At 61.9% G+C, this 25,088-nt stretch carries 24 protein-coding genes; 9 read left to right on the forward strand and 15 right to left on the reverse strand.

Annotation, left to right across the window (positions count from 1 at the left end; all coding sequences use genetic code 11):
• The first annotated feature begins 149 nt into the window (after window positions 1-149).
• Together dcd and AC0J41_RS04340 are read left to right on the forward strand one after the other, a co-directional pair.
• Window positions 150-716 (forward strand): dCTP deaminase, encoded by a 567-nt coding sequence (gene dcd / locus AC0J41_RS04335; protein WP_025110799.1) that lies wholly within the window; start codon window positions 150-152, stop codon window positions 714-716.
• A gap of 107 nt (window positions 717-823) precedes the next feature.
• Window positions 824-1,033 (forward strand): hypothetical protein, encoded by a 210-nt coding sequence (locus AC0J41_RS04340; RefSeq protein ID WP_473014655.1) that lies wholly within the window; start codon window positions 824-826, stop codon window positions 1,031-1,033.
• 47 nt (window positions 1,034-1,080) lie between these two features.
• Here AC0J41_RS04340 and pdeM read toward each other — a convergent pair whose 3' ends face one another.
• The 10 genes from pdeM to AC0J41_RS04390 form a co-directional block, all read right to left on the reverse strand.
• Window positions 1,081-1,737: a ligase-associated DNA damage response endonuclease PdeM gene (gene pdeM, locus AC0J41_RS04345; RefSeq protein WP_025110797.1), complete on the reverse strand. Its 657-nt coding sequence runs from the start codon at window positions 1,735-1,737 to the stop codon at window positions 1,081-1,083.
• On the reverse strand, window positions 1,737-4,223 hold the full coding sequence (locus AC0J41_RS04350) for a ligase-associated DNA damage response DEXH box helicase (protein WP_473014656.1): 2,487 nt from the start codon (window positions 4,221-4,223) through the stop codon (window positions 1,737-1,739). The genes pdeM and AC0J41_RS04350 overlap by 1 nt, the downstream gene beginning before the upstream one ends.
• A gap of 191 nt (window positions 4,224-4,414) precedes the next feature.
• Window positions 4,415-5,179: an ABC transporter ATP-binding protein gene (locus AC0J41_RS04355; RefSeq protein WP_025110795.1), complete on the reverse strand. Its 765-nt coding sequence runs from the start codon at window positions 5,177-5,179 to the stop codon at window positions 4,415-4,417.
• A 13-nt stretch (window positions 5,180-5,192) separates the two neighbouring features.
• Window positions 5,193-6,311: a succinylglutamate desuccinylase/aspartoacylase family protein gene (locus AC0J41_RS04360; protein ID WP_473014657.1), complete on the reverse strand. Its 1,119-nt coding sequence runs from the start codon at window positions 6,309-6,311 to the stop codon at window positions 5,193-5,195.
• An 11-nt stretch (window positions 6,312-6,322) separates the two neighbouring features.
• Window positions 6,323-7,033, reverse strand: coding sequence for an ABC transporter permease (locus AC0J41_RS04365; RefSeq protein WP_025110793.1), 711 nt, complete (start codon window positions 7,031-7,033; stop codon window positions 6,323-6,325).
• Complete coding sequence (locus AC0J41_RS04370) at window positions 7,030-7,758, reverse strand: ABC transporter permease (protein ID WP_025110792.1); 729 nt, start codon at window positions 7,756-7,758, stop codon at window positions 7,030-7,032. The genes AC0J41_RS04365 and AC0J41_RS04370 overlap by 4 nt, the downstream gene beginning before the upstream one ends.
• Before the next feature lie 57 nt (window positions 7,759-7,815).
• Window positions 7,816-8,598, reverse strand: a complete 783-nt coding sequence (locus tag AC0J41_RS04375; RefSeq protein WP_025110791.1) for a transporter substrate-binding domain-containing protein — start codon at window positions 8,596-8,598, stop codon at window positions 7,816-7,818.
• A gap of 302 nt (window positions 8,599-8,900) precedes the next feature.
• The gene (locus AC0J41_RS04380) at window positions 8,901-10,589 is read right to left on the reverse strand and encodes an ATP-dependent DNA ligase (protein ID WP_473014658.1); all 1,689 of its coding nucleotides are present in this window, start codon (window positions 10,587-10,589) and stop codon (window positions 8,901-8,903) included.
• Window positions 10,586-11,620, reverse strand: a complete 1,035-nt coding sequence (locus AC0J41_RS04385; protein ID WP_473014659.1) for a ligase-associated DNA damage response exonuclease — start codon at window positions 11,618-11,620, stop codon at window positions 10,586-10,588. The genes AC0J41_RS04380 and AC0J41_RS04385 overlap by 4 nt, the downstream gene beginning before the upstream one ends.
• Before the next feature lie 194 nt (window positions 11,621-11,814).
• Window positions 11,815-14,265, reverse strand: coding sequence for a penicillin acylase family protein (locus AC0J41_RS04390; RefSeq protein WP_473014660.1), 2,451 nt, complete (start codon window positions 14,263-14,265; stop codon window positions 11,815-11,817).
• A gap of 245 nt (window positions 14,266-14,510) precedes the next feature.
• Here AC0J41_RS04390 and AC0J41_RS04395 point away from each other — a divergent pair, with 245 nt between their 5' ends.
• Window positions 14,511-15,068: a cysteine hydrolase family protein gene (locus AC0J41_RS04395; RefSeq protein WP_025110787.1), complete on the forward strand. Its 558-nt coding sequence runs from the start codon at window positions 14,511-14,513 to the stop codon at window positions 15,066-15,068.
• Between the two features lie 146 nt (window positions 15,069-15,214).
• Here AC0J41_RS04395 and AC0J41_RS04400 read toward each other — a convergent pair whose 3' ends face one another.
• Genes AC0J41_RS04400 through AC0J41_RS04415 form a run of 4 tightly spaced genes read right to left on the reverse strand, consistent with a single transcriptional unit; the run spans window position 15,215 to window position 16,931 of the window.
• Window positions 15,215-15,418, reverse strand: a complete 204-nt coding sequence (locus AC0J41_RS04400; RefSeq protein ID WP_003198420.1) for an SEC-C metal-binding domain-containing protein — start codon at window positions 15,416-15,418, stop codon at window positions 15,215-15,217.
• On the reverse strand, window positions 15,415-15,909 hold the full coding sequence (locus AC0J41_RS04405) for an LEA/WHy family protein (RefSeq protein ID WP_025110786.1): 495 nt from the start codon (window positions 15,907-15,909) through the stop codon (window positions 15,415-15,417). The genes AC0J41_RS04400 and AC0J41_RS04405 overlap by 4 nt, the downstream gene beginning before the upstream one ends.
• A 43-nt stretch (window positions 15,910-15,952) precedes the next feature.
• Window positions 15,953-16,429: a YchJ family protein gene (locus tag AC0J41_RS04410; RefSeq protein ID WP_473014661.1), complete on the reverse strand. Its 477-nt coding sequence runs from the start codon at window positions 16,427-16,429 to the stop codon at window positions 15,953-15,955.
• A gap of 4 nt (window positions 16,430-16,433) precedes the next feature.
• Window positions 16,434-16,931, reverse strand: a complete 498-nt coding sequence (locus AC0J41_RS04415; protein WP_473014662.1) for a DUF6231 family protein — start codon at window positions 16,929-16,931, stop codon at window positions 16,434-16,436.
• Between the two features lie 197 nt (window positions 16,932-17,128).
• Between AC0J41_RS04415 and AC0J41_RS04420 the strand changes: the two genes are divergently transcribed.
• From AC0J41_RS04420 to AC0J41_RS04435, 4 genes are all read left to right on the forward strand, one after another.
• The gene (locus AC0J41_RS04420; protein ID WP_025110783.1) at window positions 17,129-17,824 is read left to right on the forward strand and encodes a PA1041 family peptidoglycan-binding anchor lipoprotein; all 696 of its coding nucleotides are present in this window, start codon (window positions 17,129-17,131) and stop codon (window positions 17,822-17,824) included.
• A 90-nt stretch (window positions 17,825-17,914) separates the two neighbouring features.
• Complete coding sequence (locus AC0J41_RS04425) at window positions 17,915-18,637, forward strand: PA1041 family peptidoglycan-binding anchor lipoprotein (protein ID WP_473014663.1); 723 nt, start codon at window positions 17,915-17,917, stop codon at window positions 18,635-18,637.
• Between the two features lie 162 nt (window positions 18,638-18,799).
• The gene (locus AC0J41_RS04430; RefSeq protein WP_025110781.1) at window positions 18,800-19,075 is read left to right on the forward strand and encodes a DUF1145 domain-containing protein; all 276 of its coding nucleotides are present in this window, start codon (window positions 18,800-18,802) and stop codon (window positions 19,073-19,075) included.
• Window positions 19,068-19,826, forward strand: a complete 759-nt coding sequence (locus AC0J41_RS04435) for a collagen-like triple helix repeat-containing protein (protein WP_025110780.1) — start codon at window positions 19,068-19,070, stop codon at window positions 19,824-19,826. Before AC0J41_RS04430 ends, AC0J41_RS04435 begins: the two co-directional genes overlap by 8 nt.
• Before the next feature lie 78 nt (window positions 19,827-19,904).
• Here the strand turns inward: AC0J41_RS04435 and AC0J41_RS04440 are convergent, their stop codons facing one another.
• A complete protein-coding gene (locus AC0J41_RS04440) occupies window positions 19,905-20,369 on the reverse strand; it encodes a DUF2269 family protein (RefSeq protein ID WP_473014665.1) in 465 nt (154 codons plus the stop codon).
• Window positions 20,370-20,467: 98 nt separating this feature from the next.
• On the opposite strand from AC0J41_RS04440, the gene dinG reads away from it, so the two are divergent.
• Together dinG and AC0J41_RS04450 are read left to right on the forward strand one after the other, a co-directional pair.
• Window positions 20,468-22,612 carry an ATP-dependent DNA helicase DinG gene (gene dinG, locus AC0J41_RS04445; protein ID WP_473014666.1) on the forward strand — a complete coding sequence of 715 codons (2,145 nt, stop codon included), beginning with the start codon at window positions 20,468-20,470 and terminating at the stop codon, window positions 22,610-22,612.
• A gap of 92 nt (window positions 22,613-22,704) precedes the next feature.
• Window positions 22,705-25,053: a beta-galactosidase gene (locus AC0J41_RS04450; RefSeq protein WP_473014667.1), complete on the forward strand. Its 2,349-nt coding sequence runs from the start codon at window positions 22,705-22,707 to the stop codon at window positions 25,051-25,053.
• Window positions 25,054-25,088: the final 35 nt, after the last annotated feature.

Here is a 25,088-nt window from a genome sequence, read left to right on the forward strand (position 1 = left end):
TTTTAAGGATCGGCGGTGTGACGGTTCGTCGCCATGGCGCGTATTTCCTGGCTGTTCGGCGAGAATTGCAGCGCGGACTTTGAACCCGGCGGCGCGCCCGGTAAGATGCCGGACAGATTTTTTCCACCTCGCTATTCAGGACACCCGCCATGAGCATCAAATCGGACAAGTGGATTCGCCGCATGGCGCAGGAACACGGCATGATCGAGCCTTTCGTCGAGCGTCAGGTACGCGGCAACGACGACAGCCGCGTGATCTCCTACGGTGTGTCGAGCTACGGCTACGATGTGCGCTGCACCAACCATTTCAAGGTGTTCACCAACATCAATTCGGCGATCGTCGATCCAAAGAATTTCGACGCCGGCAGCTTTGTCGACATCCACAGCGACGTCTGCATCATTCCGCCAAACTCCTTTGCCCTGGCCAGCACCGTCGAATACTTCCGTATTCCGCGCAACGTATTGACCATCTGCCTGGGTAAAAGCACCTATGCGCGCTGCGGCATCATCGTCAACGTCACCCCGCTCGAGCCTGAGTGGGAAGGCCACGTGACCCTGGAATTCTCCAACACCACCAATCTGCCGGCGAAAATCTACGCCAACGAAGGCGTGGCGCAGATGCTGTTCCTTGAGTCTGACGAAGAATGTGAAGTGTCCTACAAGGACCGTGGCGGCAAGTATCAGGGCCAGCGTGGCGTGACCCTGCCGCGTACCTGATCCGTCCATCCGGCAGTTCGCGGGAATTCTTCGGCGGGTAGACACTCTATGGGGTGTACTGCCCGTTTTTGCTTCTGGCAAAGCGGGCCTTCGCCGAGGAGGGTTCCATGAAGATCGATCCGCATATCACCGCCGAACTGGCAAGGCTTGAGCCCAATCAGGTTGGCGTTTTGGCCTGGTCCTTGTTGGCAGACCCGTCGCGCAGCATGGCCGGCGGAATTCCCGGCCAGCCTGATCCCGACACCCCCAACGAACAACCGACCGAGCCGGGCGAACCGACCTTGCCGGACGAACCACCACCCGCGCCCGTCGCCTGATCCGCGGCACCCATGAATGGCCAGTCAGCTGAGGTTTGCCCAAGACCTCAGCTGACTGGCCATATTTCGTTATCGCCGACGACAAATATCCTGCAATGGGCGTCTATCTCCACCGGGTAACCACCGGTAAACGCGCCAAATGCCGGTAACAGGCTCAAACGCTCGCCCAGCCTGAAACACGCCAGGCGCAGACGCTGCCGCCCCCGTCCGTCAAGCCGATAGACCGGATGCACGTGGCCTGCCAGCACATGCCGTTCGGGATGGGGGGCTGGTTCGTGTTGCAAGGCAAACGGCCCGAGCAGCAACGGTTCCGGCACCACTCTGATGTTCAATGATGCTGGTGGATCGCCAGCGCGCTTGTCGTGGTTGCCACGAATCAGCGTCATCGGCAAATCAGCATGACGTGCGCGCCATTCGGCCAAGGCCTTCAAGGTGCCCTCGGCATGGGAGCCGGGTCCATGCAGAAAGTCACCGAGGAAAATCAGTTGCCGGCAGGGCAGCTTCGCCAATAAGCGATCGAGCACGTCGATGTTTGCCGCCGTGGTGCCCAGTGGGACTGGCTGACCGAGACGGCGATAGGCGGCTGCCTTGCCGAAGTGCACATCGGCGATCAGCAGCGCTTCCTGTGCCGGCCAGTACAGGGCTTTTTCTGGCAGCAGCCAGAGTTCTTCGCCGGCCAGACGCACCGGATAGCCGCTGTTCATCAGGCGTTACCCTTGTCGGCTGATTTCTCCAGGTCGCCGACCATGCGTCGAATGCGATCGGCGAGTTTTTCCGAACTCATGCTTTCACGCATGCGCTCCACCAGCAGCGGAAAGCCGAGCGGTGTAGGCCGTTTGATCAGGTGCAGATCCAGTTGCATCCGGTTGATCCGTTGCAGTGTCTGTTGCAGGCGACGAATATCCAGTTCTTCGCGCAGGACTTCTTCCCCGGCCTGAGCCAGCAGCAGGTTGTCGGCGTCATATTGCTTGAACACTTCAAAAAACAAGCCGCTGGAAGCCTGCACCTGGCGGGTACTTTTCGGCGCACCGGGATAGCCGGCGAACACCAGCCCGGCGATCCGGGCGATTTCGCGAAAACGCCGCAGCGCCAGTTCGCCGGCATTCAGACTGGCCAACACATCCTCCAACAGATGCTGCGGGCTGAGCAGGGCTGGGTCGAGTTGTTCTGACCAATCGACTGGCGTGGCGCTGAGCAACTCCAGCCCGTAATCATTCACCGCAATCGAGAACGTCAGCGGCTGGCGCTGACTGACGCGCCACGCCAACAGGCTGGCGAGCCCCAGATGCACCAGGCGCCCGGCAAACGGGTAGAGGAAAAGGTGCCAGCCTTCGCGGGACTTCAGCACCTCCGCCAGCAGGCTGTCAGTGGTGGGCAGGCCTGACCAGCGTGCCTGGGTGTTCAGCAACGGTTGCAGCGCGTGCATTTCCGGCCCCGCGAACTGCCCCTGCGCCGCTGCAGTGAAGCGACTGACCACGGCTTCGGCCAATTCGTTGGAAAGTGGCATTCGTCCGCCATTCCAGCGTGGTACGGCGGCTTTTTTCGCGCTGCTGCGTTTGACGTAAGCGGTCATGTTCTCCACCCGCACCAACTCCAGCAGACGCCCGGCGAACAGAAAGCCGTCGCCCGGTTTCAGTCGGGCGATAAAACCTTCCTCGACGCTGCCCAATTGCTTGCCGCCGCCACCCTTGCTCCAGAATTTCAGGTTGATGCTCGCGTCGCTGACGATGGTGCCGATGCTCATGCGATGCCGACGTGCGAGGCGGGCATCGGGTACGCGCCAGACGCCGTGTTCGTCCGGTTCGACCCGGCGATAATCCGGATAAGCCGTCAGAGACAGGCCACCGTGGCGTACGAAAGCCAGCGCCCAGGCCCAGTTCGCTGGGGTCAGATCACGATAGGCCCAGGCGCCACGGACTTCTTCGTACAGCGCTTGAGGAACAAAGCCACCGCCCAGAGCCATGCTGACCAGATGCTGCACCAGCACATCCAGCGGTTGGTGCGGCGACAGGCGTGGTTCGATGTGTCGTTGCTCCACGGCATCGCGCGCGGCGACGGCTTCGATCAGCTCCAGGCTGTGGGTCGGCACCAGCGTTACCCGCGAGGTGCGCCCCGGCGCGTGACCTGAGCGCCCCGCGCGCTGCATCAGCCGCGCCACGCCCTTTGCCGAACCGATTTGCAGCACGCGTTCCACCGGCAGGAAGTCCACGCCCAGGTCCAGGCTCGAGGTGCAGACCACGGCTTTCAGGAGTCCGTCCTTCAACGCCTGCTCCACCCAGTCGCGGGTCTCGCGGGAGAGCGAGCTGTGGTGCAGCGCGATCAACCCGGCCCAGTCCGGTCGTGCTTCGAGTAACGCCTGATACCAGATTTCCGACTGCGCACGGGTGTTGGTGAACACCAGGCTGCTGGCGCAGGCATCCAGTTCAGCGACCACTTGCGGCAGCATCTTCAGACCGATGTGCCCGGCCCACGGAAAACGTTCGATGGCCGGTGGGATCAAGGTGTCGACCTTGAGTGATTTTTCGCTCTGGCCTTGCACGCTGATGCCGCCGCCCTGTGGGATCAGCACCTGTTGGGCGTGGGCTTGATTACCAAGGGTGGCGGACACGCCCCAGACGATCAGCTCGGGCTGCCAATGGCGCAGGCGTGCCAGCGCCAGTTGCAGCTGTACGCCGCGTTTGTTGCCGAGCAATTCGTGCCATTCATCGACGACGACCATGCGTAAGGTCTCGAGCGCGGTTTTCGCGTCGGCGCGGGCGAGCAGCAGGGTCAGGCTTTCCGGGGTGGTGATCAGCGTGGTCGGCAAGCGCCGGCCCTGACGGGCGCGTTCGGCGCTGCTGGTGTCGCCGGTGCGCAGGCCGATGCTCCACGCAATCTGCAGCTCGCCGACCGGCGCTTGCAAGGCACGCGCGGTGTCGGCGGCGAGGGCGCGCATCGGTGTGATCCACAGCACGGTCAACGGTTCGGACGGTGGTTTGCGTTTGCTGGCCGTTGCAGGCGGCGGCAGAGCGCGGGCGAAGCGATTGAGCGCGGCGAACCACACCGCGTAGGTTTTACCGGCGCCGGTGCTGGCGTGAAGTAATCCCGACTGACCTTTTTTAACGGCGGCCCACACCTGTTTTTGAAAGGCGAACGGCTTCCAGTGGTGTGTGTTGAACCAGAGTTTTGCGATGTCGGTGGAGGTCGGCATACCGGCGGTGTGCGCTCTGAAGGTGTTCCTTCAGTGACCGCGCCGTTGAGGGACAAGTTTAATTTTGTGCGAGCACATACCCTGTGGCAGCGGGCTTGCTCCGGGCGGCGTTCCGACGAAGGCGGTGTGTCAGTTAAAACGATGTTGACTGACACACCGCCTCCGCTCTCACATGAGAGTTGTGGACGGCGTTACTTGAGGTTGCCGCTGAGGAACTGCTTCAGGCGTTCGCTCCTCGGATTGCCCAGCACGTCTTCCGGCGCGCCTTCTTCTTCCACCAGCCCCTGATGCAGGAACAACACCTGGCTGGAGACTTTGCGCGCAAAGCTCATTTCGTGCGTCACCATGATCATGGTCCGGCCTTCTTCGGCCAGCCCCTGAATCACCCGTAGCACTTCGCCCACCAGTTCCGGGTCGAGTGCCGAGGTCGGTTCGTCGAACAGCATCACCTCCGGCTCCATGGCCAGCGCCCGGGCGATCGCCACCCGCTGTTGCTGGCCGCCTGAGAGAAACGCCGGGTACTGATCGGCAACCCGCGCCGGCAGGCCGACCTTGTCCAGATAACGGCGTGCGCGGTCGTCGGCTTCCTGTTTGCTGCAACCGAGCACCCGGCGCGGGGCCATGGTGATGTTTTCCAGCACGGTCATGTGGCTCCACAGATTGAAGTGCTGGAACACCATCGCCAACCGTGTGCGCAGGCGTTGCAGTTCATTCGGGTCGGCGACGTGCATGCCGTGGCGGTCGCTGACCATACGGATCGCCTGGCCGTCCAGGCTCATGGCGCCGTCGTTGGGTTGTTCGAGAAAGTTGATGCAGCGCAGGAAGGTGCTTTTGCCCGAACCGCTGGCGCCGATCAGGCTGATCACGTCGCCAGTCCTGGCCTTGAGCGAAACGCCTTTGAGCACCTGATGGTCGCCATAGCTTTTGTGCAGGCCTTCAACGGTCAATTTGTACATGAGACAGACATCCTCAAGGCGAAAGTAGGTAGCCGCTGCGATAGGCTTCGGCGCCCGCCACGTGGGCGATCACCATGCCGGCAGTGGCCATGCGGCGCAGCGAGCGGGCGTACATGACGCCGGCAGCGGTGCAGCAAATAGGGGTCACCCGATCACTGATCGGGTCGATGATTTCGGCAATCTGTTGCCCGGCTTGCAGGTATTGCCCGGCCGTGGCGGTGTACACCAGCAAGCCGCCGACCGGCGTGGTCACCGGTTCGACGCCAGCCAGTGGCGTGGCGGGGAACGGCAAGGGCGGTTGCGGCCGGGTCTCGCCGACGATCGCATCGAACTGGATCAGGTAATCGATCAGCGCCTGACAATCACGGCTGGCCATCGGGTGATTGACGTCACCCTGGCCGCGCAACTCCACGGTCACCGAAAAACTGCCCAGCGGAATCGCGAAGTGTTCGCCGAAGCGCTCCTGCAGTTGCCACCACAGCAGGGTGAAGCATTCGTCGAACGACTGGCCGCCGGAGTCGGTCGCCAGCAGGCTGGCCTGGGACTCGATGTAACGCGCCAGCGGCTCGACCTGCGGCCACGCCTCGGGGGTGGTGTAGAGGTGAACCACGGATTCGAAATCGCAGTGCAGGTCCAGCACCATGTCGGCGTCGCACGCCAGCCGTTGCAGGGTCAGGCGCTGGGATTGCAGTTGCGTACCGGGTGTCTGGCGAGCCAGGGCGTTGCGCAGGCTGGCGCGGATCAACTCAAGGTTGCGCTGCGGGTCATCGCCCAGCTTGCCCTCGATGTCGTTGCCGATTTCTTCGCTGAGGTCGACGAACCAGCGATTGAAATTCTGCCCGCTCTCCATCTCGTAGCGGCCCAGTGGCACGTCCATCAGCACTTGTTCGAGGCCCACCGGATTGGCCACCGGCACCAGCACGATCTGGCTACGCAGGCGCCCGGCGGCTTCCAGCTCCGCCAGACGCTGCTTGAGGTGCCAGGCCACCAGCATGCCGGGCATTTCGTCGGCATGCAGCGAGGACTGGATGTAGATCTTGCCTTGGGCCTGCTCCGGGCCGAAGTGGAAGCTGTGGATCTGTCGTGCGGTCCCCGGCACCGGGGCCAACAGGTCATGGATCTGGTGTCGCATTACAGGGTTTCCTAGTGGGTCGGCCCGAGGAAGGCCAGCCATCGGCGTTCGGCAAGACGGAACAGGCCGACCAGCGTGAAGGTAATGGTCAGGTAGATCAGCGCGGCGATGCCGAACGACTGGAAGGTCAGGTAGGTCGCCGAGTTGGCGTCCCGCGCAACTTTCAGGATGTCGGGAATGGTCGCGGTGAAGGCCACGGTGGTCGAGTGCAGCATCAGGATCACTTCGTTGCTGTAGTAAGGCAACGAACGACGCAGCGCCGAGGGCATGATCACGTACGCGTAAAGCTTCCAGCCGGTCAGGCCGTAGGCCTTGGCCGCTTCGACTTCGCCGTGGTTCATGCTGCGGATCGCCCCGGCGAAAATCTCCGTGGTGTAGGCGCAGGTGTTCAGGGCAAACGCCAGGATCGTGCAGTTCATCGCATCGCGAAAGAAACTGTCGAGCAACGGTTGTGCGCGTACGGCGGCGAGGCTGTAGATGCCGGTGTAGCAAATCAGCAACTGGATATACAGCGGCGTACCCCGGAACAGGTAGGTGTAGAACTGCACCGGCCAGCGCACATAGAAGTGCGACGAGACCCGGGCGATCGACAGCGGAATCGACACCAGGAAGCCAATGAAGATCGAGGCACTGAGCAGCCACAGGGTCATGGCCAGCCCGGTGATGTTGTTGCCGTCGGTATAAAGGAAGGGTTTCCAGTATTCCTGCAGGAGTTCGATCATCGTACGGCCTCCCGTGCGCCTGCGGCGTAACGGCGCTCCAGCCAGCGCAGGATGACGTTCGAAGCACTGGTGATCAGCAGATAGATCAAGGCGGCGAGTACCAGGAAGTAGAACAGTTGATAGGTGCTTTTACCGGCGTCCTGCGCGGCTTTGACCAAGTCGGCCAGGCCGATGATCGACACCAGCGCAGTGGCCTTGAGCATCACCATCCAGTTGTTGCCGATGCCCGGCAGGGCGAAACGCATCATTTGCGGAAACACCACGAAGCGAAAGCGCTGGCCGCGCTTGAGGCCGTAAGCGGTCGCCGCTTCCACCTGACCACGAGGCACGGCGAGGATCGCGCCACGGAAGGTTTCGGTGAAATACGCCCCGTAGATGAAGCCCAGGGTGGTCACGCCAGCGGTGAAGGAGTCGATTTCGATGTAATCCCACTCCATGAAGTCGGTCAGCGCGGTCAGCCAGGTTTGCAGGCTGTAGAAGATCAACAGCATCAGCACCAGATCCGGCACGCCGCGAATCAGTGTGGTGTAGAGCTGGGCAGGCAGGCGCAGCAATCTGGATTTCGACAGTTTGGCACTAGCGCCCAAGAGACCGAGCAACACGGCCACCAGCAGCGACAACGCCGACAATTTGATGGTCATCCAGGTGCCTTCCAACAGCAACGGACCGAAGCCCTTGAGGCTGAAGGCTGAGAGCCCCAGATTTTGTAAGAGGTTTTCGAACATAAATCAGCAACCTGAGCGGATGGAAAAGGCGCCCATCGAGTGATGGGCGCCAGGGCATTATTTACCGCTGTACAGATTCAGATCGCCAAAGTGTTTCTTTTGAATCTCGGCGTATTTGCCGTCATCGTGTAACGCTTTGATACCTTTATCTAAAAGTGCCTTCAGCTCTTTGTTACCTTTCTTAATACCGACAGCGGTTTTGGCTGGCAGCAATTCGCTGTCAACTGGCTTGCTGACTTCGTAAGCGGCACCGTCTGGCGACTTCAAAAAGCCCAGTTCGGCTTGCAGCATGTCCTGGATCGAGGCGTCGAGACGGCCGTTTTTCAGGTCGGCGTACACCTGATCCTGGTTGGCGTAAGCCTGGATTTTCACCCCGGCCTTCTCCAGCACAGCCTTGGCGTAGGCTTCTTGAATGGTGCCTTGCTCGTAACCGACGGACTTGCCCTTCAGCGAAGCGATGTCATCGCTCAGGCCGGAACCCTTCTTGAATACATAGGAAGTAGGGCCGGAGAACAGCTCGCTGGAGAAGTCGATCGCCTTTTCACGGGCCGGGGTCACGGTCATCGACGAGATCACACCGTCGAATTTGTTGGCGTTGAGGCCCGGAATCATGCCGTCGAAGTCGCTTTCAACCCATTTGCACTTGACCTTCAGCTCGGCGCAGATCGCGTTGCCCAGGTCGATGTCGAAGCCCACCAGACTGCCGTCGGCCGCTTTCGACTCGAACGGTGCGTAGGAAGGATCAACGCCAAAACGCAGCTCTTTGTATTCCTTGGCCAGCGCGGAGCCGGCAGCCATGCACAACGCCAGTGCAGAAAGGGTCAGCAATGCTTTTTTCATTATTCAATCCCTAAGAACCAATATGAGCGCTTGTGGCGCAGAATTATTGTTACTGGAACGCGTACGACCTATAGAAAGTAGCAATTTCCGAACCAGAGTCCCGAACAAGTGTTTTAAAAGGTTGGGGGAGGGGGCGGCGAGAGGGTTTGGTGCACGTAAACGGGCACCGGAAATGCGTTGCACCAAGTTGGTTCGGTGCGGGCTGATTTCACGGGTACAGGAAACTTTTGTGGCGAGGGAGCAAATCCCTCGCCACGGGGACGTCATTCAGTCAAAAGTAATCAATGTCCCGGAAAACCGGGTCAGGCCAACAGGTCTTGCAGAGTGGCGAGGCTATCGGCCTCATCCACGTGCTTGTCCTGCCGCCAGCGCAGCATTCTCGGGAAACGCACGGCGATCCCGCTCTTGTGCCGGCGCGACAGGGCGATGCCTTCGAAACCCAGCTCGAATACCAGGCTCGGCTTGACGCTGCTGACCGGGCCGAACTTTTCCACGGTGGTCTTGCGCACGATGCTGTCGACCTGACGCATTTCCTCATCGGTCAGCCCCGAATAGGCCTTGGCGAACGGCACCAGTGCCCGTTGGCTGGACTCGGGCGGTCCGTCCCACACCGCAAAGGTGTAATCGCTGTACAGGCTGGCGCGACGGCCATGCCCGCGCTGGGCGTAGATCAACACGGCATCGACGCTGAACGGATCGACCTTCCACTTCCACCACACGCCCATGTCCTTGGTCCGGCCCACGCCATACAGGGCATCGCGGGCCTTGAGCATCATGCCCTCGACCCCCAGCCGTCGCGACGCCTCACGTTGCCGGGCGAGGTCGAACCAGTCGCTGCCGGTGAGTACCGGTGAGGGCAGTAACACCGGGGTGTTACTGCGGGCGATGACCTGTTCCAGTTGCGTACGCCGTTCGGCCTGCGGACGATTGCGCCAATCCTCGCCCTGCCATTCCAGCAAGTCGTAGGCGAGTACAACGACCGGCACCTCTTCGAGGATTTTCTTGTCGAGGGTTTTGCGCCCGATACGTTGCTGCAGCAGGGCGAAAGGTTGTACGGCCGGTGGCGCTGTCGATTGCGGATCGAAGGCGTCTTCGGTGGTCGGATGAGTGCTTTTCCAGACCACGATTTCGCCGTCGATCACTGTACCGTCGGGTAGCCCATGTACCAGAACGTCGAGTTCCGGGAAGCGCTCGGTGACCAGTTCTTCACCCCGTGACCAGACCCACAGTCGCCCGTCACGCTTGACCACTTGCGCTCGGATGCCATCCCACTTCCATTCCACCTGCCAGTTGCTCGCCGGCCCCAGCAGTGCTTCAAAGTCTTCCACCGGTTGCGACAAGGCATGTGCGAGGAAGAACGGGTAGGGCTGGCCACCACGCTGGGCATGTTCGTCGGCGGACTCCGCAGCGATCAGCTTCAGATAGGTGGCGGCGCTCGGCCGGTTGGACAGGTCGGTGTAACCCACCAGCCGTTGCGCCACGCGCTTGCTGTCCAGGCCCGCCATCGACGCCAGAGCGCGGGTGACCAGCAGTTTCGACACGCCGACGCGAAAGCTGCCGGTGATCAACTTGATGCACAGCATCAGGCTCGACCGGTCCAGTTGCGCCCACAGTGTGGGGAGTTGGCGGGCGAGGTACTCCGGGGTTTCACCGCGCAGCGGCAGCAGCTTGTGTTCGATCCATTCGGCCAGGCCCGCCTCGGAGCTGTGCGGGTTTTCCGGCAACACCAGCGAAATGGTTTCTGCCAGATCGCCGACAGCCTGATAACTCTCTTCGAACAGCCACAGTTCGAGTCCCGAGACCTTGACGGCCAACTCGCGCAGGGTACGCACCGGCACCAGTTGCCGCGGGCGTCCGCCGGACAGAAAGTACACCGCCCATGCCGCATCCTGCGGTGCCGCCTGGGCGAAGTAGTGTTGCATCGCCGCCAGTTTGGCGTTGCTCGACGTGGTGGCGTCGAGTTCGGCGTACAACTCGGCGAAGGCTTTCATGCTTGTACCTCGGCGATGACCGGTTCGACGCCAATGTTTTCCTCTTCGTCGTCGCCGTATTCGGTGTTGAAACCCTGCGCATCGAGGCCTTGTTCACGCAGATGACGCACCAGTACGCCGATCGAGCCATGGGTGACCATCACGCGCTCGGCGCCTGTCTGGTTGATGGCCCACAGCAGGCCGGGCCAGTCGGCGTGATCCGAGAGTACGAAGCCGCGATCCACACCACGCCGGCGGCGAGTGCCGCGCAGACGCATCCAGCCGCTGGCGAAAGCGTCGCTGAAGTCACCGAACCGGCGCATCCAGTTGCTGCCACCGGCCGAGGGCGGGGCAATGACCAGCGCCTGTCGCATGATCGGGTCGGACTTTTTCACATCGCCGGCGTAGATCGTCGGTGGCAGGTACACCCCGGCCTCGCGATACACCCGGTTCAGCGGTTCGACCGCGCCGTGGCTGAGGATCGGCCCGAGGCTGGCGTCGATGCCATGCAGGATCCGCTGGGCTTTGCCGAACGAATAGCAGAACACCACGCTGGCCTTGCCGGCGGCGATGTTCGCCTGCCACCACTGGTTGATCTCGCTGAACACCTGCGCTTGCGGCTGCCAGCGATAGATCGGCAGGCCAAAGGTCGATTCGGTGATGAAGGTGTGGCAGCGCACCGGTTCAAACGGCGCGCAGGTGCCATCGGGTTCGATTTTGTAATCGCCGGACGCGACCCAGACTTCGCCGCCGTATTCCAGGCGCACCTGGGCTGAACCGAGCACATGGCCGGCAGGGTGGAAGCTTAACGTCACCCCGTGGTGGGTCAGACGCTGACCGTAGTCGAGGGTTTGCAGATGGATGTCCTGGCCCAGACGCGCGCGCAAGATCCCTTCGCTGGCGCTGCTGGCAAGGTAGTGCTGATTGCCGCCACGGGCGTGATCGCCGTGGGCATGGGTGATCACCGAGCGCTCGACCGGGCGCCACGGGTCAATATAGAAATCCCCGGCAGGGCAGTACAAACCTTCGGGGCGGGCGATAACAAGGTCCATGTCGTTACCAGAATGGAGGGGCTTGTTAGCTATGAGGTTGGCGCGAGTCCGGAAGTTCTATCGATTATTTTTTAGGGCGACACAAAACCCCTGTAGGAGTGAGCCTGCTCGCGATCACGGTGTGTCAGACGCTTCAGTTTCGAAGGTCAGACCGCGATCGCGAGCAGGCTCACTCCTACAAGAGGAGGCAGCGTTTATTTGCCGGGGGTGAGGGTCAAACGGGTCTTGCCGTACACCCGGTCAAAGTTCTGCGGCTGCATCGGCAGGCCGATGTACTGGCCCTTGAGCCAGGCATCGATGCCGTTGAGGTAGTTCGGGCTGGCCGGGTTGCCAGACTGGCCGGTGCCGTTCTGCCCCATCAACGGTTCGGCTTGGCTGAAGTCGACAATGAAGCGCATCGACGGTGCACGCATCGTGTTGAAGTCCTGACCCCAGGCAAATGCCGCGGTATTGAGCGTGGTGTGATCACCGCCGGCAGCCACTGGACCGCGAACGGTCTGGCCGTTGGCGTTTTTCCACTCGTAGCGGTGCAGTTTGCCCCACTGCCAGGCTTTGCGATCGCCACCCAGCTGGCTGTCGCCGGCGCTGATCGCTGCGGCCAGGCTGCGGGCCAGAATCAGCGCCTTGTCTTCTTTCTGCGGCGTGCGGATATCATCCCAGAACGGGCTGTCCTCACGACCGAGCAGATGGTCAGCCTGTGCCGAGTAGGACAAGTTGCCATTGGCGATAAAGGCTTTCCACGCCGGGCTCGACTCTGGGCCGAGTTCGTCGAGGAAGATCTGCTTCATGCTTTCTTGCAGGAACAGTTCGTAGATCGCCGCATCGGCCGACGTCGGGCTGAGCTTGCCGTCGAAGGCCATCAAACGGGTGAACGCCTCGCGAGCCTTGCTGCGATCCGCTTCCGGCAGGGCGTCGATCGCCTGCTTCAGCGGCTGTTTCATGCCCGGGGCTTCGAACATTTTCTTCAGCTTGGCGGCAAACGTCGTGGTCTGGTCGTACTGCATGGCGATCACGCTGCGACCGTCCTGTTTGCCGCTGCCGGCCAGTTCTGCCAAGCGCTCGCCACGTTCCGGTGCGGCCCAGGAGTTGGACAACTGCATGCCGTAGCCGTGAGGAATCACCCGTTGGTTGGCAGTGCCGAGCCAGCCCTGGGTCGGGTCCTGATCGTACGGGTGCAGCATCGGGTCGGCGTAACCGTCCCAGTCGTAGCGACCTTCCCAGCCCGGCGATGGCAGCAGGCCTTCGCCTTCGCGGCGGTTCGGGAAGCGCCCGGTGACTTGCCAGCCGATGTTGCTGGCATCGGCGAACACCATGTTCAGGGCGATGGCGCGGATCTCGCGACTGGCGTCCGAAGCGCGTTCAACGTTCTGCGCGCGGGTCAGGTCAAAAAAGGCGTCCAGCGATTTGTCGTCGGTGAAGCTCGGTGTTTGCAAGGCCAGGCCAAAACCGCTGCCCTGCGCCGCTGCCTGGACGCTGTTGAGCAACGCACCGTGGCGGGTTTCGTACACCGCTTCACGAACCGGTCGCTGGCCTTTGACGAAATAGGTTTCGTTGCGCACGCCCAGCGGCTGCCATTTGCCGTTGACCTCGTAGGTCAGGCTGCTGCCCTGACGGCGGATTTTTTCGAGGAACAGATCCTGGTTGTCGCCGAGCACGCTGGTGGCGCTCCACGCGACTTTGCCGTTGAAGCCTGCGAGGACCATCGGCAAACCGGCAACGGTGACCCCGGCGGCCTGATACTTCGGCGCGCGGATCTGCACGAAGGTCCACAGCGACGGCGCCGCCAGTGGGCCATGGGCATCGCTGGCGAGAATGCTTTTGCCGCTGCGGCTGCGTTGCGGGGCGATGGCCCAGTTGTTCGAGGTGGTGCTGCCCGGCAGGTTCATGGTCGCCAATTGCTGGCTGGCGTTGCTCAGTTCGGTGAGGCCCGGGATCTGCCTGTTGAGCTTGAGGCCCTGCAGCTTGTCGGCCTCGGCCAGCGGCAAGTTTTCGTCCGGGGCAGACGGGGTCAGCCAGGCGAGTTTGTCGCTGCTCACGGTCTGCGCCAGCACCAGGGAGGAGATCTCTTCCGGCAGGTTGGCTGACTGGCTGAAGTTCAGCAGCGCAAACATCAGCGCCGAGTCTTCCGGCTTCCAGTATTCAGGCTTGTAGCCGCTGGAAGCGAGATCGCCCGGCAGTTTGTCGGCGTAGCGGAACAGGTAGGCGTTGACGCCCCGCGCATAGACTTCGAAGAAACGCTTGAGCCGTGGCGATGAGGCCTTGTACAGCTCGTCGGCGCTTTTCTTCAGGTTGACCGCGCGCATGTAGCGGTCGGCATCGAGCATCGAGGCGCCGGACATTTCCGCCAGACGGCCCTGAGCCAGCAGGCGCAGGGTGACCATCTGGTTGATGCGGTCGCTGGCGTGGACGTAGCCGAGGGTGAACAGCGCGTCGTGGAAGCTGTTGCTTTCGATCAACGGCATGCCCATGGCATTGCGTCGTACCGAAACGTTTTGCGCCAGGCCCTTGAGCGGTTGCACGCCGGAGGTGGGCGGGAGGGTGTCCTGAGCATTCCAGGTCTGGCAACCGGACAGGCTCAAGACACCGGTCACTGCTGCGGCAACGCCGAACCGGGGAAGAAAATGTGTGAGGGCTGGCGAGGCCATGGCAAAGCTCCTGCGGGGGTGTAGAGGCTGGGGGCGCAATAAAGCCGCTACGTTAGTGAGCAGGCGGTGGCCGCGCAAGCGGGCGACCGAGTTATTTCTGCGTTTATACAGACCACAAAGGATCTTCAATCAGCGTTTCGGCGGTTTGATCTTCACCCGTCCCGAATATTCGATAGCTTGCGTAATAAGTGGAGGTGATGCTGAAGTGGTGGGAAATTCGATGACCTTACATGAGAAAAATCGCCATGGAGCTGAAGGCCAACGCTGCACTGATCATCATCGACCAGCAACAAGGCATTCTGCATCCGCGTCTGGGACGCCGGAATAATCCCCACGCCGAGCATCGAATCCTCGATCTGCTGGGGTTCTGGCGCGATAGCGCACGGCCGGTGATTCACGTGCAGCACCTGTCGCGTGAGCCGGGCTCGGTGTTCTGGCCCGGGCAGTCAGGGGTGGAGTTTCAGCAGCGGTTCATGCCGCAGGACGGCGAATGGCTGATCCAGAAACAAGTGCCGGATGCGTTTTGTGCCACGGGGCTGGAGGCAAAGTTGAGCGAGGCGGGGATCGGGCAATTGATCATCGTTGGCGTGGCGACCCACAACTCGGTGGAGTCCACAGCGCGCACGGCGGGCAATCTGGGGTTTGAGGCGTGGGTGGTAGAGGACGCTTGTTTCACCTTCGACAAGGCTGATTACTTCGGCACGCTGCGTTCAGCCGAAGAGGTGCACGGGATGTCGCTGGGGAATTTGCACGGGGAGTATGCGACGGTGGTCAGTGCGCAGCGGATTCTGGCGGCTGGCTGAACATTGTGGGGTGAATGTAGCGGCCCTTTCGCGAGCAAGCCCGCTCCCACATTCGACCGCGTTCAGTCAGCAGGAACGCGGACAACTGTGGGAGCGGGCTCTCGCGAAGGCGATGTTTCAGGCGAAGCAGGGCTTCGCCCGAGGCATCAAGCGCCGTGGCACTTCTTGAATTTCTTGCCGTTGCCGCATGGGCACGGGTCGTTGCGGCCGACGTCTTTCAGGGCGTTGCGCACCGGTTCCTGGTGGGCGTGGCCGCAGTTCGGGCCGTGGACATGGCCATGGTCATGATCGTGATGATGGTCATGATCGTGGTTGCAGTCGGGGCCATGGACATGAGGTTGCTGAGTCATCGGTGTTGCTCCGGAATTAAATCGGCGGGGATTATCACGCCATTGCGCTCCAGGTGCACGTAGTGGGCGATGAATAAACCGGTTTCCATTTCACCCTGCAATCGATAGGGAATCTGCTGGTTCGGACTTTTCAGCATTTTCACCACGTCTTTTACCCGAGGCCACAGGTTGGTGCGGATCGGCACCCTGAAATACGCGCTGCGTTTCGGCCCGACGGTGAACCAGTGCTCGTGCTCGCCTTCGGCCAGCAACAGGTCGGCCAGATGAATGCGATATTCCAGGCCGCGCACGGTCAGGTCGCTGTCGTTGGGGTTGTCGACGCGAAAATGCAGGATGAATTTCTGTTCGAGCAGCTTGGCCCGCACCACCTCGACTTTCACCAGGTGGACGGCGGGGTCGACGCTGTCATCGCTGAACCACGAGGCGCAACCGCCGAGGTTCAGCAACAGCATCAACAGCAAGCCATGAAATGTGCGGCGGTGACCGAGCATCGAAAAAACTCCTTTTGTGCCCCAGTCTAGTCGGCGCTTCCCTCTATGCGCCGAAATACCCCGCGCAGCACTTCTTGAATTTCTGCCCGCTGGCACACGGACAGCTGTCATTGCGCCCCAGTTTCAACTGCACGGTCGGGTCGATGAAGTACCAGCGTCCGCTGTTCTGCACGAACGATGAGCGCTCGCGGTGGCTGTGTTCGCCCTGGCTGTCGTGCCAGCGTGCGGTGAAGGTGACGAAGGCGTGCTCGGGCTGGCCGCCGAACACTTCCGAGCTTTCGACCGCGAGGCCGAGCCAGGTGCTCTGCGCGCTCCAGGCGCTGATCGACTGGCGATCCAGACCTGCCTGCTGGGCGGGCAGGGTGGTTGCCACCAGATAGTCGATCAGCCCCAGCACGTAGGCGCTATAGCGCGAGCGCATCAGGGCTTCGGCGCAGGGCGCCGGGTGGCCGGCGTGATAATGGCCGCAGCAGGCCTCCAGCAGGTTGCCGCTGCCGCACGGGCAAATGGCTGTACTCATTGCATTACCACCAGTATTTCCCGAAGTTTTCCGGATTGGCCCAGAACCGCGAGTTGAGCCAGTCGGGGACTTGTTTGTAGTCAAGCAGATCGTAAGTGAACAGTGTCAGCACTTGATCGTCGCGCTGGAAGCGTTCACTGGCTTGCAGCGCCAGCGAGTAGAAATCGGTTTCCTGCCAGCCGCTGGCCGGCAGATCTGCCAGCACTGCAATGCGGCTGGCGTTGAGGTTGCGGATCCCGCCCAGCAGGTTCAGGCCGTCGCGCTTGGGCAGATGCTCCAGGCAATCGACCACCAGCGCCAGATCAAAACGCTGTGCCGCCAGTTCGGCAGGCAACGCGCCGGGCGCGGCATGCGCGAGCGCACAGTCCGGGTGCGCTGCCTTGAAAGCGGTCAGGGCCGGAAATTCGCTGGCGCCGATCAGCAGCAAGCGCGCCGGGGCATAGCGATCCAGTAAAGCAGCCAGCGCCTGTTGCGGCGTGCGCGAAGAAATGGCGACGTTCATCGAAGCTCCTCAATCAGATCGCCAAGACTAGCGCGCCAGAGGGATCCGGCCTAGACCCCGATTTGTCGCGCATGGCAAAAGTGCCGAATCACTGTGAACACGGTCCCAAATGCCGGTGGCCTATTGCTGGCGGAGATTAAAACTCCGGTCTTTACTCCGTGAATCGGTTCTAAGCCGATCCCTCAGGAGAAAACCAGATGAGCATAGTTCGGACAGCATTACCTTTGATTCTGCTAACCAGTGTGTTGACTGGTTGCGCAGGTTTGCAGAAAACCGACTGGCCGACCTGTGCGGCGGTCGGCGGTGTTGTCGGTGCCGGTATCGGCGCGACGGAGAGTTCGGCGTGGGCCGGTTACGGCGCACTGTTGGTCGGTGGTACGGCCGCCGCGTATTGCTGGGTGCACGGTGATGGCGACGAAGACGGCGACGGTGTGCCGGACAGTCGCGACAAGTGCCCGCACACCCCTCGCGGCGTGCAGGTCGATGCTGACGGCTGCCCTCCACCCGCCCCGGCGCCGGTGGTAGAAGAGGCCGTTGTGGTCAAGGAAGAAACCATCGTCATACGCGATGTTCACTTCCAGTTCGACAAAGCGACCCTGACCGGCTCCGATAAACAGGTTCTCGACAAAGTGGCCACGCGCCTGAAACAAGAGTCGTCCACGGCGCAACTGACCGTGACCGGCCACACCGACAGCGTGGGCAGCGATGCCTACAACAAGAAACTGTCGGATCGCCGTGCGCACTCGGTGGTGGAATACCTGATCCAGCAAGGTGTGCCGCGTGCCAGCTTCGTTTCGGTATCGGGCATGGGTGAAAGCCAGCCAGTGGCGGATAACAAAACCGCTGACGGTCGTGCACAGAACCGTCGTACCGAAATCAAAATCGTCCGCTAGCCCCTCTCGCATCCGCGGCTTGTGCAGTCGCGGATGCGGGTCTTTACTCCTGTGTAACCGGTATGGGCCGGTGACACAGGAGCTTTCACAATGACTGTTTTCTCAAGGTCCGTCTTGCCGGTGCTGCTGCTGGGCAGCTTGCTCACCGGTTGCGCCACCCACAGCGATGGCGATGCCCCCCTCAATCAACGTACGTGGCCGATCTGCAGCCTGATAGGCGGGCTGGTCGGTGGCGGTCTTGGCGCCATTGAAAGTGGCGGCTGGGCCGGTGGCGGCGCGGCGCTGGGGATCCTGACCGGCGGGCTGATCTGCTATGCCCAGGACGGCGACGAAGACGGCGATGGCGTGTTCGACCGCCGCGACCGTTGCCCTGACACACCGGCCAATACGCCGGTCGATCATCGCGGCTGTCCGCTGCCGCAATATCCTGTCACTGAAAAAGCCCCAGAGCCTGCGCCGCAATCGGAAGTCATCACCCTGAGCGATGCCGGCAATGTGTTGTTCGATTTCGACAAGTCGGACCTGACCCCGGCCGCCAAGGCCCAGCTCGATACGCTGATGGACAAGCTGCGCAATGCCGATGTGGTGAGCATCAAGGTCGTCGGCCACACCGACAGCAAAGGCTCGGATGCCTATAACCAGGCGCTGTCCGAGCGACGTGCCAGCAGTGTCGCGGCGTATCTGCTGAGTCAGGGTCTGGAACCGGGCAAGCTGACCAGTGAAGGGCGTGGCGAGAGTGAGCCGGTGGCCGACAACGCGACGCAAGAGGGCCGCGCAAAAAACCGTCGAGTGGAGTTGCATATCAATCGCTAGGACTTGTCTGTAGTCCGCAGGCTAGAGCTGCCGGGCGACGATCATCGTCGCACCGGCAGCGATCCGACGACTGACAAAAGTTTTTTCTTTTATCCCTCTGGCTTATCCCCCGCCGAAGCCGTTACTGTGCGCCCAAAGAATAATTGCGACACGGGGGAGCGTATGAAGGTTTTCTGGGGGCTGGGGCGCTTGTTGACCCTGCTGTTCTGGTGCGTGGTGGTGGTCAATCTGCTGGTGCCGTTTGTGCATCCGTTGCATTTGCTGGTCAATCTGGCCGGCGCCTTGTTGCTGGCGCTGCACGTTCTGGAGTTGCTGTTCTGTCGCCTCAAAGGGCGTCCCAACCCGTGGCGTGATCGCCTGCGGATCCTGCTGTTCGGCGTATTCCACCTGCAAACCATCCCGGCCCCGGCCGCTCCGGAGGCTTCGTCCCATGCGTAAACTTTGTCTGCTCGCTGCATTGATCAGTCCCCTGGCCTGCGCCCAAGTGGTCAGCGTCGAAACCAACTCCCTGATGCGCCTGCCGAACACCGCCAGCACCTTGCAGCTGGAACGGCTGGAAGTGGCGGACTACGGCACCTTGCTGATTCCTTCCAACGTGACCGAGCTGACCGTCGGCGAATTACGTCTGGGCCACGAGGCGCGCATTGCGATCGTCCCGAGCGAACAGGCGCTGGACATGAAAGTCAGCCGTGCGCAGTTGTCCGAAGGCAGCCTGATCACCGCTCGCGGCGCGCCGGGCACCTATGAAAAAGCCGCCCGCGCCGGGCGCAATCTGAATTTGCAGTTCAAGGCACTGGATGCGCCAAAGTTGTTTGTGGATGCCCGTGGCGGTACCGGTGCGCCGGGCTTCGTTGGCCTGGATGGCGGCAACGGTGAAGATCCGGGCTGCACCTATGGCTCGGCCGGGCACGGTTTTGACGGCAGTAACGGCAGCGACGGTCAGCCGGGCGCACCGGGTGCGGTGGTGCGTCTTGAAGTGCCGCGCGAGTTTCCGGCAGAGCTGATCAAGGTCAACGTCGCTGGCGGCGCCGGTGGCCCGGCGGGTGTCGGCGGCAAGGCGGGCCAGGGCGGCAAGTCCAAGGGCTGCCTGGTGTATCGCGCCGATGGCGGCAAGAACGGCAAGGCAGGCGCTGACGGGCAACCTGGGCCTGTGGGTGCGGCGGGTGCGGTGACTGTGCAGCGCCTCTGAAACACAGCACTTTTCAGTGGTGGCCAGGGATAAATCCCCTGGCTACTACAGTGTTTACCGCGAAAAAAACGGGGTGGGTCAGAACATCGGCCGAGCGGCTGCAATCGCCACCAGCACCAAACCGACAATCAGGTTAATCCCCACCACCCGGCGAATCCGCCCCAGCACTGCCGCACCTGCCGGCCAGTCCTTGGCCTCAACGGCTTTGCGCAACTCCGGCAGCATCAAGCCCTGAATGCGGATAAACAGCGCCGTCATCACCACGTACAGCCCGATCATGACCTGCACGTACTTCGGCGCGGTCTCGAAACTGACCTGCTGCAAATGCAGCATGCCCACGCCGCTGATCGGCAACAGGATCACCGCGACCCAGACCCAGCGGAAAAAACCTTGAAACACTTCCACCCACAAGGTCAGGCGGGCGGGCCCGTCGAGAGCCTTCACCGCCGCCGGGCGCAGGACCATCCAGGCGAAAAACATGCCGCCGACCCACACTAATGCGGACAGGACATGCAGCGGATAAACGAGGCTAAAAGGTGTCATTGGGGTACTCCGTTCTGCGCGGGACTGATTAGCGGGGTATGATAGCCGCCGAACCGAACCACTGAAAATTTATCCAGCGTTTTTGCGCCCGACACTCAATGATCAGCACTGAACTCAAAACCACGATCCAGGGCGCCTACTCGCGTTTTCTTGAAGCCAAGAGCCTCAAACCGCGTTACGGCCAGCGCCTGATGATCGCTGAAATCGCCAAAGTCCTCGGGGATATCGACACCGACGACGAAGGCCGGCGCAGTGGCGACCCCGCGATTGTTGCGGTGGAAGCCGGCACCGGTACCGGCAAGACCGTGGCCTACAGCCTGGCGGCGATTCCGACTGCCAAACTCGCTGGCAAACGCCTGGTGATTGCCACCGCGACCGTGGCCCTGCAAGAGCAGATCGTCTACAAGGATTTGCCCGACCTGATGCGCAACAGCGGGCTGAATTTCAGTTTCGCCCTGGCCAAGGGCCGGGGCCGCTACATGTGCCTGTCCAAGCTCGACATGCTCTTGCAGGAAGGCCACGCGCAAACCGCTACTGCACAGCTGTTCGAAGAAGAAGGCTTCAAGATCGAGGTTGATGAGGCCAGCCAGAAGCTGTTCACCAGCATGATCGAAAAGCTTGCCGGCAATAAATGGGACGGCGACCGCGACAGCTGGCCGAATGCGCTGGAAGACGCCGACTGGGCGCGCCTGACCACCGACCACAGTCAGTGCACCAACCGGCACTGCCCGAACTTCGGGCAGTGCGCCTTCTACAAGGCGCGCGAAGGCATGGGCAAGGTCAACGTGATCGTCACCAACCACGACATGGTGCTGGCTGACCTGGCCCTGGGCGGCGGCGCGGTGCTGCCGGATCCGCGCGACACCATTTACGTGTTCGACGAAGGTCACCACCTGCCGGACAAGGCCATCGGCCACTTCGCTCATTACACGCGGCTGCGCTCCACCGCCGACTGGCTGGAAACCACCGCGAAGAACCTGACCAAACTGCTGGCCCAGCATCCGTTGCCGGGGGATCTCGGCAAGTTGATCGAACAAGTGCCGGAGCTGGCGCGGGAGATCAAGGCCCAGCAGCAGTTCATGTTCAGCGCCTGCGAACAAGTCGCCGATTTCAAACCCGGTGAAGACGTTGAGGGCCGGGAGCGGCCACGTCATCGTTTCATCGCCGGAGTGATTCCCGAGCACATGCGCGAAATGGGCATTGAGCTGAAGAAGGGCTTCGCCCGTCTCAACGATCTGTTCACCCGTCTGACCGACCTGCTCAAGGAAGGCATGGATGGCGAGGTCAACATCGGGATCGCCAGCAATCAGGCCGAAGAGTGGTACCCGCTGTTCGGCAGCCTGTTGTCCCGGGCTTCGGGCAACTGGGAATTGTGGACTGCATTTACCGCCGAAGACCCGGAAGACAGCCCGCCCATGGCCCGTTGGCTGACACTGGCCGAAAGTGGTTCGCTGTTCGACATCGAGGTCAACGCCAGCCCGATTCTTGCCGCCGAGACCTTGCGTCGCAGTCTGTGGAACGTGGCCTACGGCTGCCTGGTGACGTCGGCAACCCTGACCGCGCTGGGCACCTTCGACCGTTTCCGCATGCGCGCCGGCCTGCCAAAAAAAGCCGTCACCGCCGTGGTACCGAGCCCGTTCCATCACGCCGATGTCGGTGTGCTGCGGGTGCCGGATCTGAAGGCCGACCCGCGCGATGCAGCCGGTCACACGGCAGCGATCATCCGTGAATTGCCGGATCTGGTCGAAGGTTCGCGCGGTACGCTGGTGCTGTTCTCCTCGCGCAAACAGATGCAGGACGTGTTCGACGGTCTCGACCGCGACTGGCGCAAGCAAGTGTTCATTCAGGGCAACCTGTCGAAGCAGGAAACCCTGAACAAGCACAAGGCGCGGGTTGATGGCGGCGACTCCAGCGTACTGTTCGGCCTCGCCAGTTTCGCCGAAGGGGTGGACTTGCCGGGGGCCTATTGCGAACACGTGGTGATCGCCAAGATCCCGTTCTCGGTACCGGACGATCCGGTCGAGGCCGCGCTGTCAGAGTGGATCGAGGCCCGTGGCGGTAATCCGTTCATGGAAATCTCGGTGCCCGACGCCTCGTTGAAACTGGTCCAGGCCTGTGGCCGTCTGCTGCGTACCGAAGAAGACCGCGGCACCATCACCTTGCTCGATCGGCGGCTGGTCACACAGCGCTACGGCAAGGCGATCCTCAATGCGTTGCCGCCATTCCGTCGTGAAATATCCTGAGACAACGGTGGGCAGTTTTGCCCGCCGCGCTGTCTATCTCTCTGCCATGCTTTTCCATTGGCCTTTTGGTCGTTAGGGAGAACTCCGTTCTTATGATTCGCCGCTCGTTGCCTGCCGTTTTTGCCTTGATCTTCGCCGCCCCGTTGCTGGCGGCGCCTGCCGGTCAACAGACCCTGTTCAACTTCGTTCGTCCGGCCGACGTGGTGAAAGTCGTCACCGAAAACACTGACCTGCCACAAGCCAACGCCGAGCAAACCCCGGAAGGTGAAGTGCTGCGCCGGGTGACGTTCAACCCGGTAGCGCGTCCGACCCTGCGCCTGACCCCGCAGACCGGCGCCTGGGACTGGTCGCAGTCGGGCATGATGAGCCTGCGCCTGCAAAGCGCAATGAACTGGGCCGTGACGGTCTACGTGCAAATCCAGAGCAACAATGGGCAGACGCTGACCAGTCGCGTCAACCTGCCGGCCGGCCCTGCGCAAACCCTGCTGGTGCCGCTGGTGGCGACCTCGCCACTGGGCCAGGGCATGAAGGCCGGGCCACCGATGCCGATGACCGTCGACGGCCAGCGGATTCTGCTGGCCAGCAGCAGCGGTGAACTGGATCGCAGCCAGGTGGTGTCGGTCAGTCTGTGGATGGATCAGCCCAAAGCCGCCCAGAGCTTGCTGCTCGAACGCTTTGGCGTGCAGGACGGTGAAGCGGTGACCCGGGCCGTCTACGGCAATCTGGTGGACGCTTACGGTCAATCGACTCGTAGCAAATGGCCGGAAAAAGTCAGCAGCGATGAGCAACTGAAATCCGCCGCCGCCAAGGAAGAGCAACAGCTGAAAACCTGGCTGGCCGAGCGCGAAAAGTCCTCGCTGGACAAATTCGGTGGCTGGAACAAAGGCCCGGCGTTCAAGGCCAGTGGCTTTTTCCGCACTGAAAAGCGCGACGGTCGCTGGTACCTGGTGACCCCTGAAGGGCACCCGTTCTATTCGCTGGGGGTCAATACCGTCAGCCCGGACGTCAACCAGACGTACGTGGGCGGGCGTGAGTGGATGTTCGAATCCCTGCCCAACCCCGACGAGCCGCTCGCCAGCCATTTTGGCGAGGGTGACAACCGTGGCGGCAACGGCGCTGATCAGGGCCGAGGCTACAACGCCGGGCGCTGGTACGATTTCTACGCGGCCAACCTGCAACGGCTGTACGGCGCGCCGTGCGCAGCGCAGGCGAAAGCCGAACCGGCAGCCGAGCCGACTGCGCTCGCGCCATGCAAAGCCACGGTCGATGAGCAGAAGTGGGCCACGCACACCCTCGATCGCCTGCAAGCCTGGGGCTTCAATACCGTTGGCAACTGGAGTGCCGATTCGCTGGGCGACGCCGAGCGGGTGCCGTATACCTTGCCGCTGTCGATCGTCGGCGATTACACCAGCATCAGCACCGGCACCGACTGGTGGGGCGGCATGCCTGACCCGTTCGACCCGCGTTTCGCCATGGCCACCGAGCGCGCCGTGGCCATCGCTGCCCGCGATCATCGCGACGATCCGTGGCTGATCGGTTACTACGCCGACAACGAACTGGCCTGGGCCGGTCCGGGCGACGATCCGCAATCACGTTACGCCCTGGCCTATGGCACGTTGAAAATGACCACCGACGTGCCGGCCAAGCGCGCATTCCTCAAGCAACTGCGTGACAAGTACCGCAATCAGGCGGGCCTGTCGAAAGCCTGGGGCATTGATCTGCCAGCGTGGGAGTTGATGGAGGACCCGGGTTTTGTGCCGCCGCTGCCGAATCCTGAGCACCCGGAAATCGAAAGCGATTTCAAATATTTCCAGAAGGTGTTCGCCGATACCTACTTCAAGACCATCTCCGACTCGCTGAAATGGCACGCGCCGAATCAGATGCTGCTCGGTGGCCGATTCGCCACCAGTACCCCGGAAGCCGTGGCGTCCTGCGCGCAGTATTGCGATGTACTGAGTTTCAACCTGTACACGCTCAAGCCGCAGGACGGATATGACTTCGCCGCCTTGCGCGCCCTCGACAAACCGGTGCTGATCACCGAATTCAATGTCGGCTCGGCTGACCGTGGGCCGTTCTGGGGCGGCGTGACGCCACTGGCCAAAGAAGAAGACCGTGGCCCGGCGTATGCCAACTTCCTCAAGCAGGCCTTGAGCGAGCCGTCGATTGTCGGCGTGCACTGGTTCCAGTATCTGGACCAGCCGGTGACCGGGCGTCTGCTCGATGGCGAGAACGGGCACTTCGGTCTGGTGGGAATTACCGATCTGCCGTATCAGGGCTTCGTCGAGGCGGTGCGCAAGAGCAATCTGCAGGCGATTGATCAGTTGGGCAAGGAGGCGGAGAAAGCGGCGGCTGTTCATGAAGCCGAGGGTGGTCGAAAAGGCGAGGCCGGCAAAGGTCCGGGGGCCGGGCATGCGGGTGGGCATTCGGGGAATGGTCACTAGGGTTCGGACATCGTTATCGTTCTTCGCGAGCAAGC

The organism is Pseudomonas sp. Arb-4-2C, from assembly GCF_055755015.1.

Bases quoted from the DNA above. Each gene is read 5' to 3' on its own strand.
- AC0J41_RS04430 (WP_025110781.1), top strand. From the start codon at position 18,800: ATGAAGGTTTTCTGGGGGCTGGGGCGCTTGTTGACCCTGCTGTTCTGG.
- AC0J41_RS04450 (WP_473014667.1), top strand. From the start codon at position 22,705: ATGATTCGCCGCTCGTTGCCTGCCGTTTTTGCCTTGATCTTCGCCGCC.
- AC0J41_RS04385 (WP_473014659.1), bottom strand. From the start codon at position 11,620: ATGGACCTTGTTATCGCCCGCCCCGAAGGTTTGTACTGCCCTGCCGGG.
- AC0J41_RS04440 (WP_473014665.1), bottom strand. From the start codon at position 20,369: ATGACACCTTTTAGCCTCGTTTATCCGCTGCATGTCCTGTCCGCATTA.
- AC0J41_RS04400 (WP_003198420.1), bottom strand. From the start codon at position 15,418: ATGACTCAGCAACCTCATGTCCATGGCCCCGACTGCAACCACGATCAT.
- AC0J41_RS04395 (WP_025110787.1), top strand. From the start codon at position 14,511: ATGGAGCTGAAGGCCAACGCTGCACTGATCATCATCGACCAGCAACAA.
- AC0J41_RS04360 (WP_473014657.1), bottom strand. From the start codon at position 6,311: ATGCGACACCAGATCCATGACCTGTTGGCCCCGGTGCCGGGGACCGCA.
- AC0J41_RS04425 (WP_473014663.1), top strand. From the start codon at position 17,915: ATGACTGTTTTCTCAAGGTCCGTCTTGCCGGTGCTGCTGCTGGGCAGC.
- AC0J41_RS04390 (WP_473014660.1), bottom strand. From the start codon at position 14,265: ATGGCCTCGCCAGCCCTCACACATTTTCTTCCCCGGTTCGGCGTTGCC.
- AC0J41_RS04415 (WP_473014662.1), bottom strand. From the start codon at position 16,931: ATGAACGTCGCCATTTCTTCGCGCACGCCGCAACAGGCGCTGGCTGCT.
- dinG (WP_473014666.1), top strand. From the start codon at position 20,468: ATGATCAGCACTGAACTCAAAACCACGATCCAGGGCGCCTACTCGCGT.
- AC0J41_RS04410 (WP_473014661.1), bottom strand. From the start codon at position 16,429: ATGAGTACAGCCATTTGCCCGTGCGGCAGCGGCAACCTGCTGGAGGCC.
- pdeM (WP_025110797.1), bottom strand. From the start codon at position 1,737: ATGAACAGCGGCTATCCGGTGCGTCTGGCCGGCGAAGAACTCTGGCTG.
- AC0J41_RS04405 (WP_025110786.1), bottom strand. From the start codon at position 15,909: ATGCTCGGTCACCGCCGCACATTTCATGGCTTGCTGTTGATGCTGTTG.
- AC0J41_RS04340 (WP_473014655.1), top strand. From the start codon at position 824: ATGAAGATCGATCCGCATATCACCGCCGAACTGGCAAGGCTTGAGCCC.
- AC0J41_RS04365 (WP_025110793.1), bottom strand. From the start codon at position 7,033: ATGATCGAACTCCTGCAGGAATACTGGAAACCCTTCCTTTATACCGAC.
- AC0J41_RS04420 (WP_025110783.1), top strand. From the start codon at position 17,129: ATGAGCATAGTTCGGACAGCATTACCTTTGATTCTGCTAACCAGTGTG.
- AC0J41_RS04370 (WP_025110792.1), bottom strand. From the start codon at position 7,758: ATGTTCGAAAACCTCTTACAAAATCTGGGGCTCTCAGCCTTCAGCCTC.
- dcd (WP_025110799.1), top strand. From the start codon at position 150: ATGAGCATCAAATCGGACAAGTGGATTCGCCGCATGGCGCAGGAACAC.
- AC0J41_RS04355 (WP_025110795.1), bottom strand. From the start codon at position 5,179: ATGTACAAATTGACCGTTGAAGGCCTGCACAAAAGCTATGGCGACCAT.
- AC0J41_RS04375 (WP_025110791.1), bottom strand. From the start codon at position 8,598: ATGAAAAAAGCATTGCTGACCCTTTCTGCACTGGCGTTGTGCATGGCT.
- AC0J41_RS04380 (WP_473014658.1), bottom strand. From the start codon at position 10,589: ATGAAAGCCTTCGCCGAGTTGTACGCCGAACTCGACGCCACCACGTCG.
- AC0J41_RS04350 (WP_473014656.1), bottom strand. From the start codon at position 4,223: ATGCCGACCTCCACCGACATCGCAAAACTCTGGTTCAACACACACCAC.
- AC0J41_RS04435 (WP_025110780.1), top strand. From the start codon at position 19,068: ATGCGTAAACTTTGTCTGCTCGCTGCATTGATCAGTCCCCTGGCCTGC.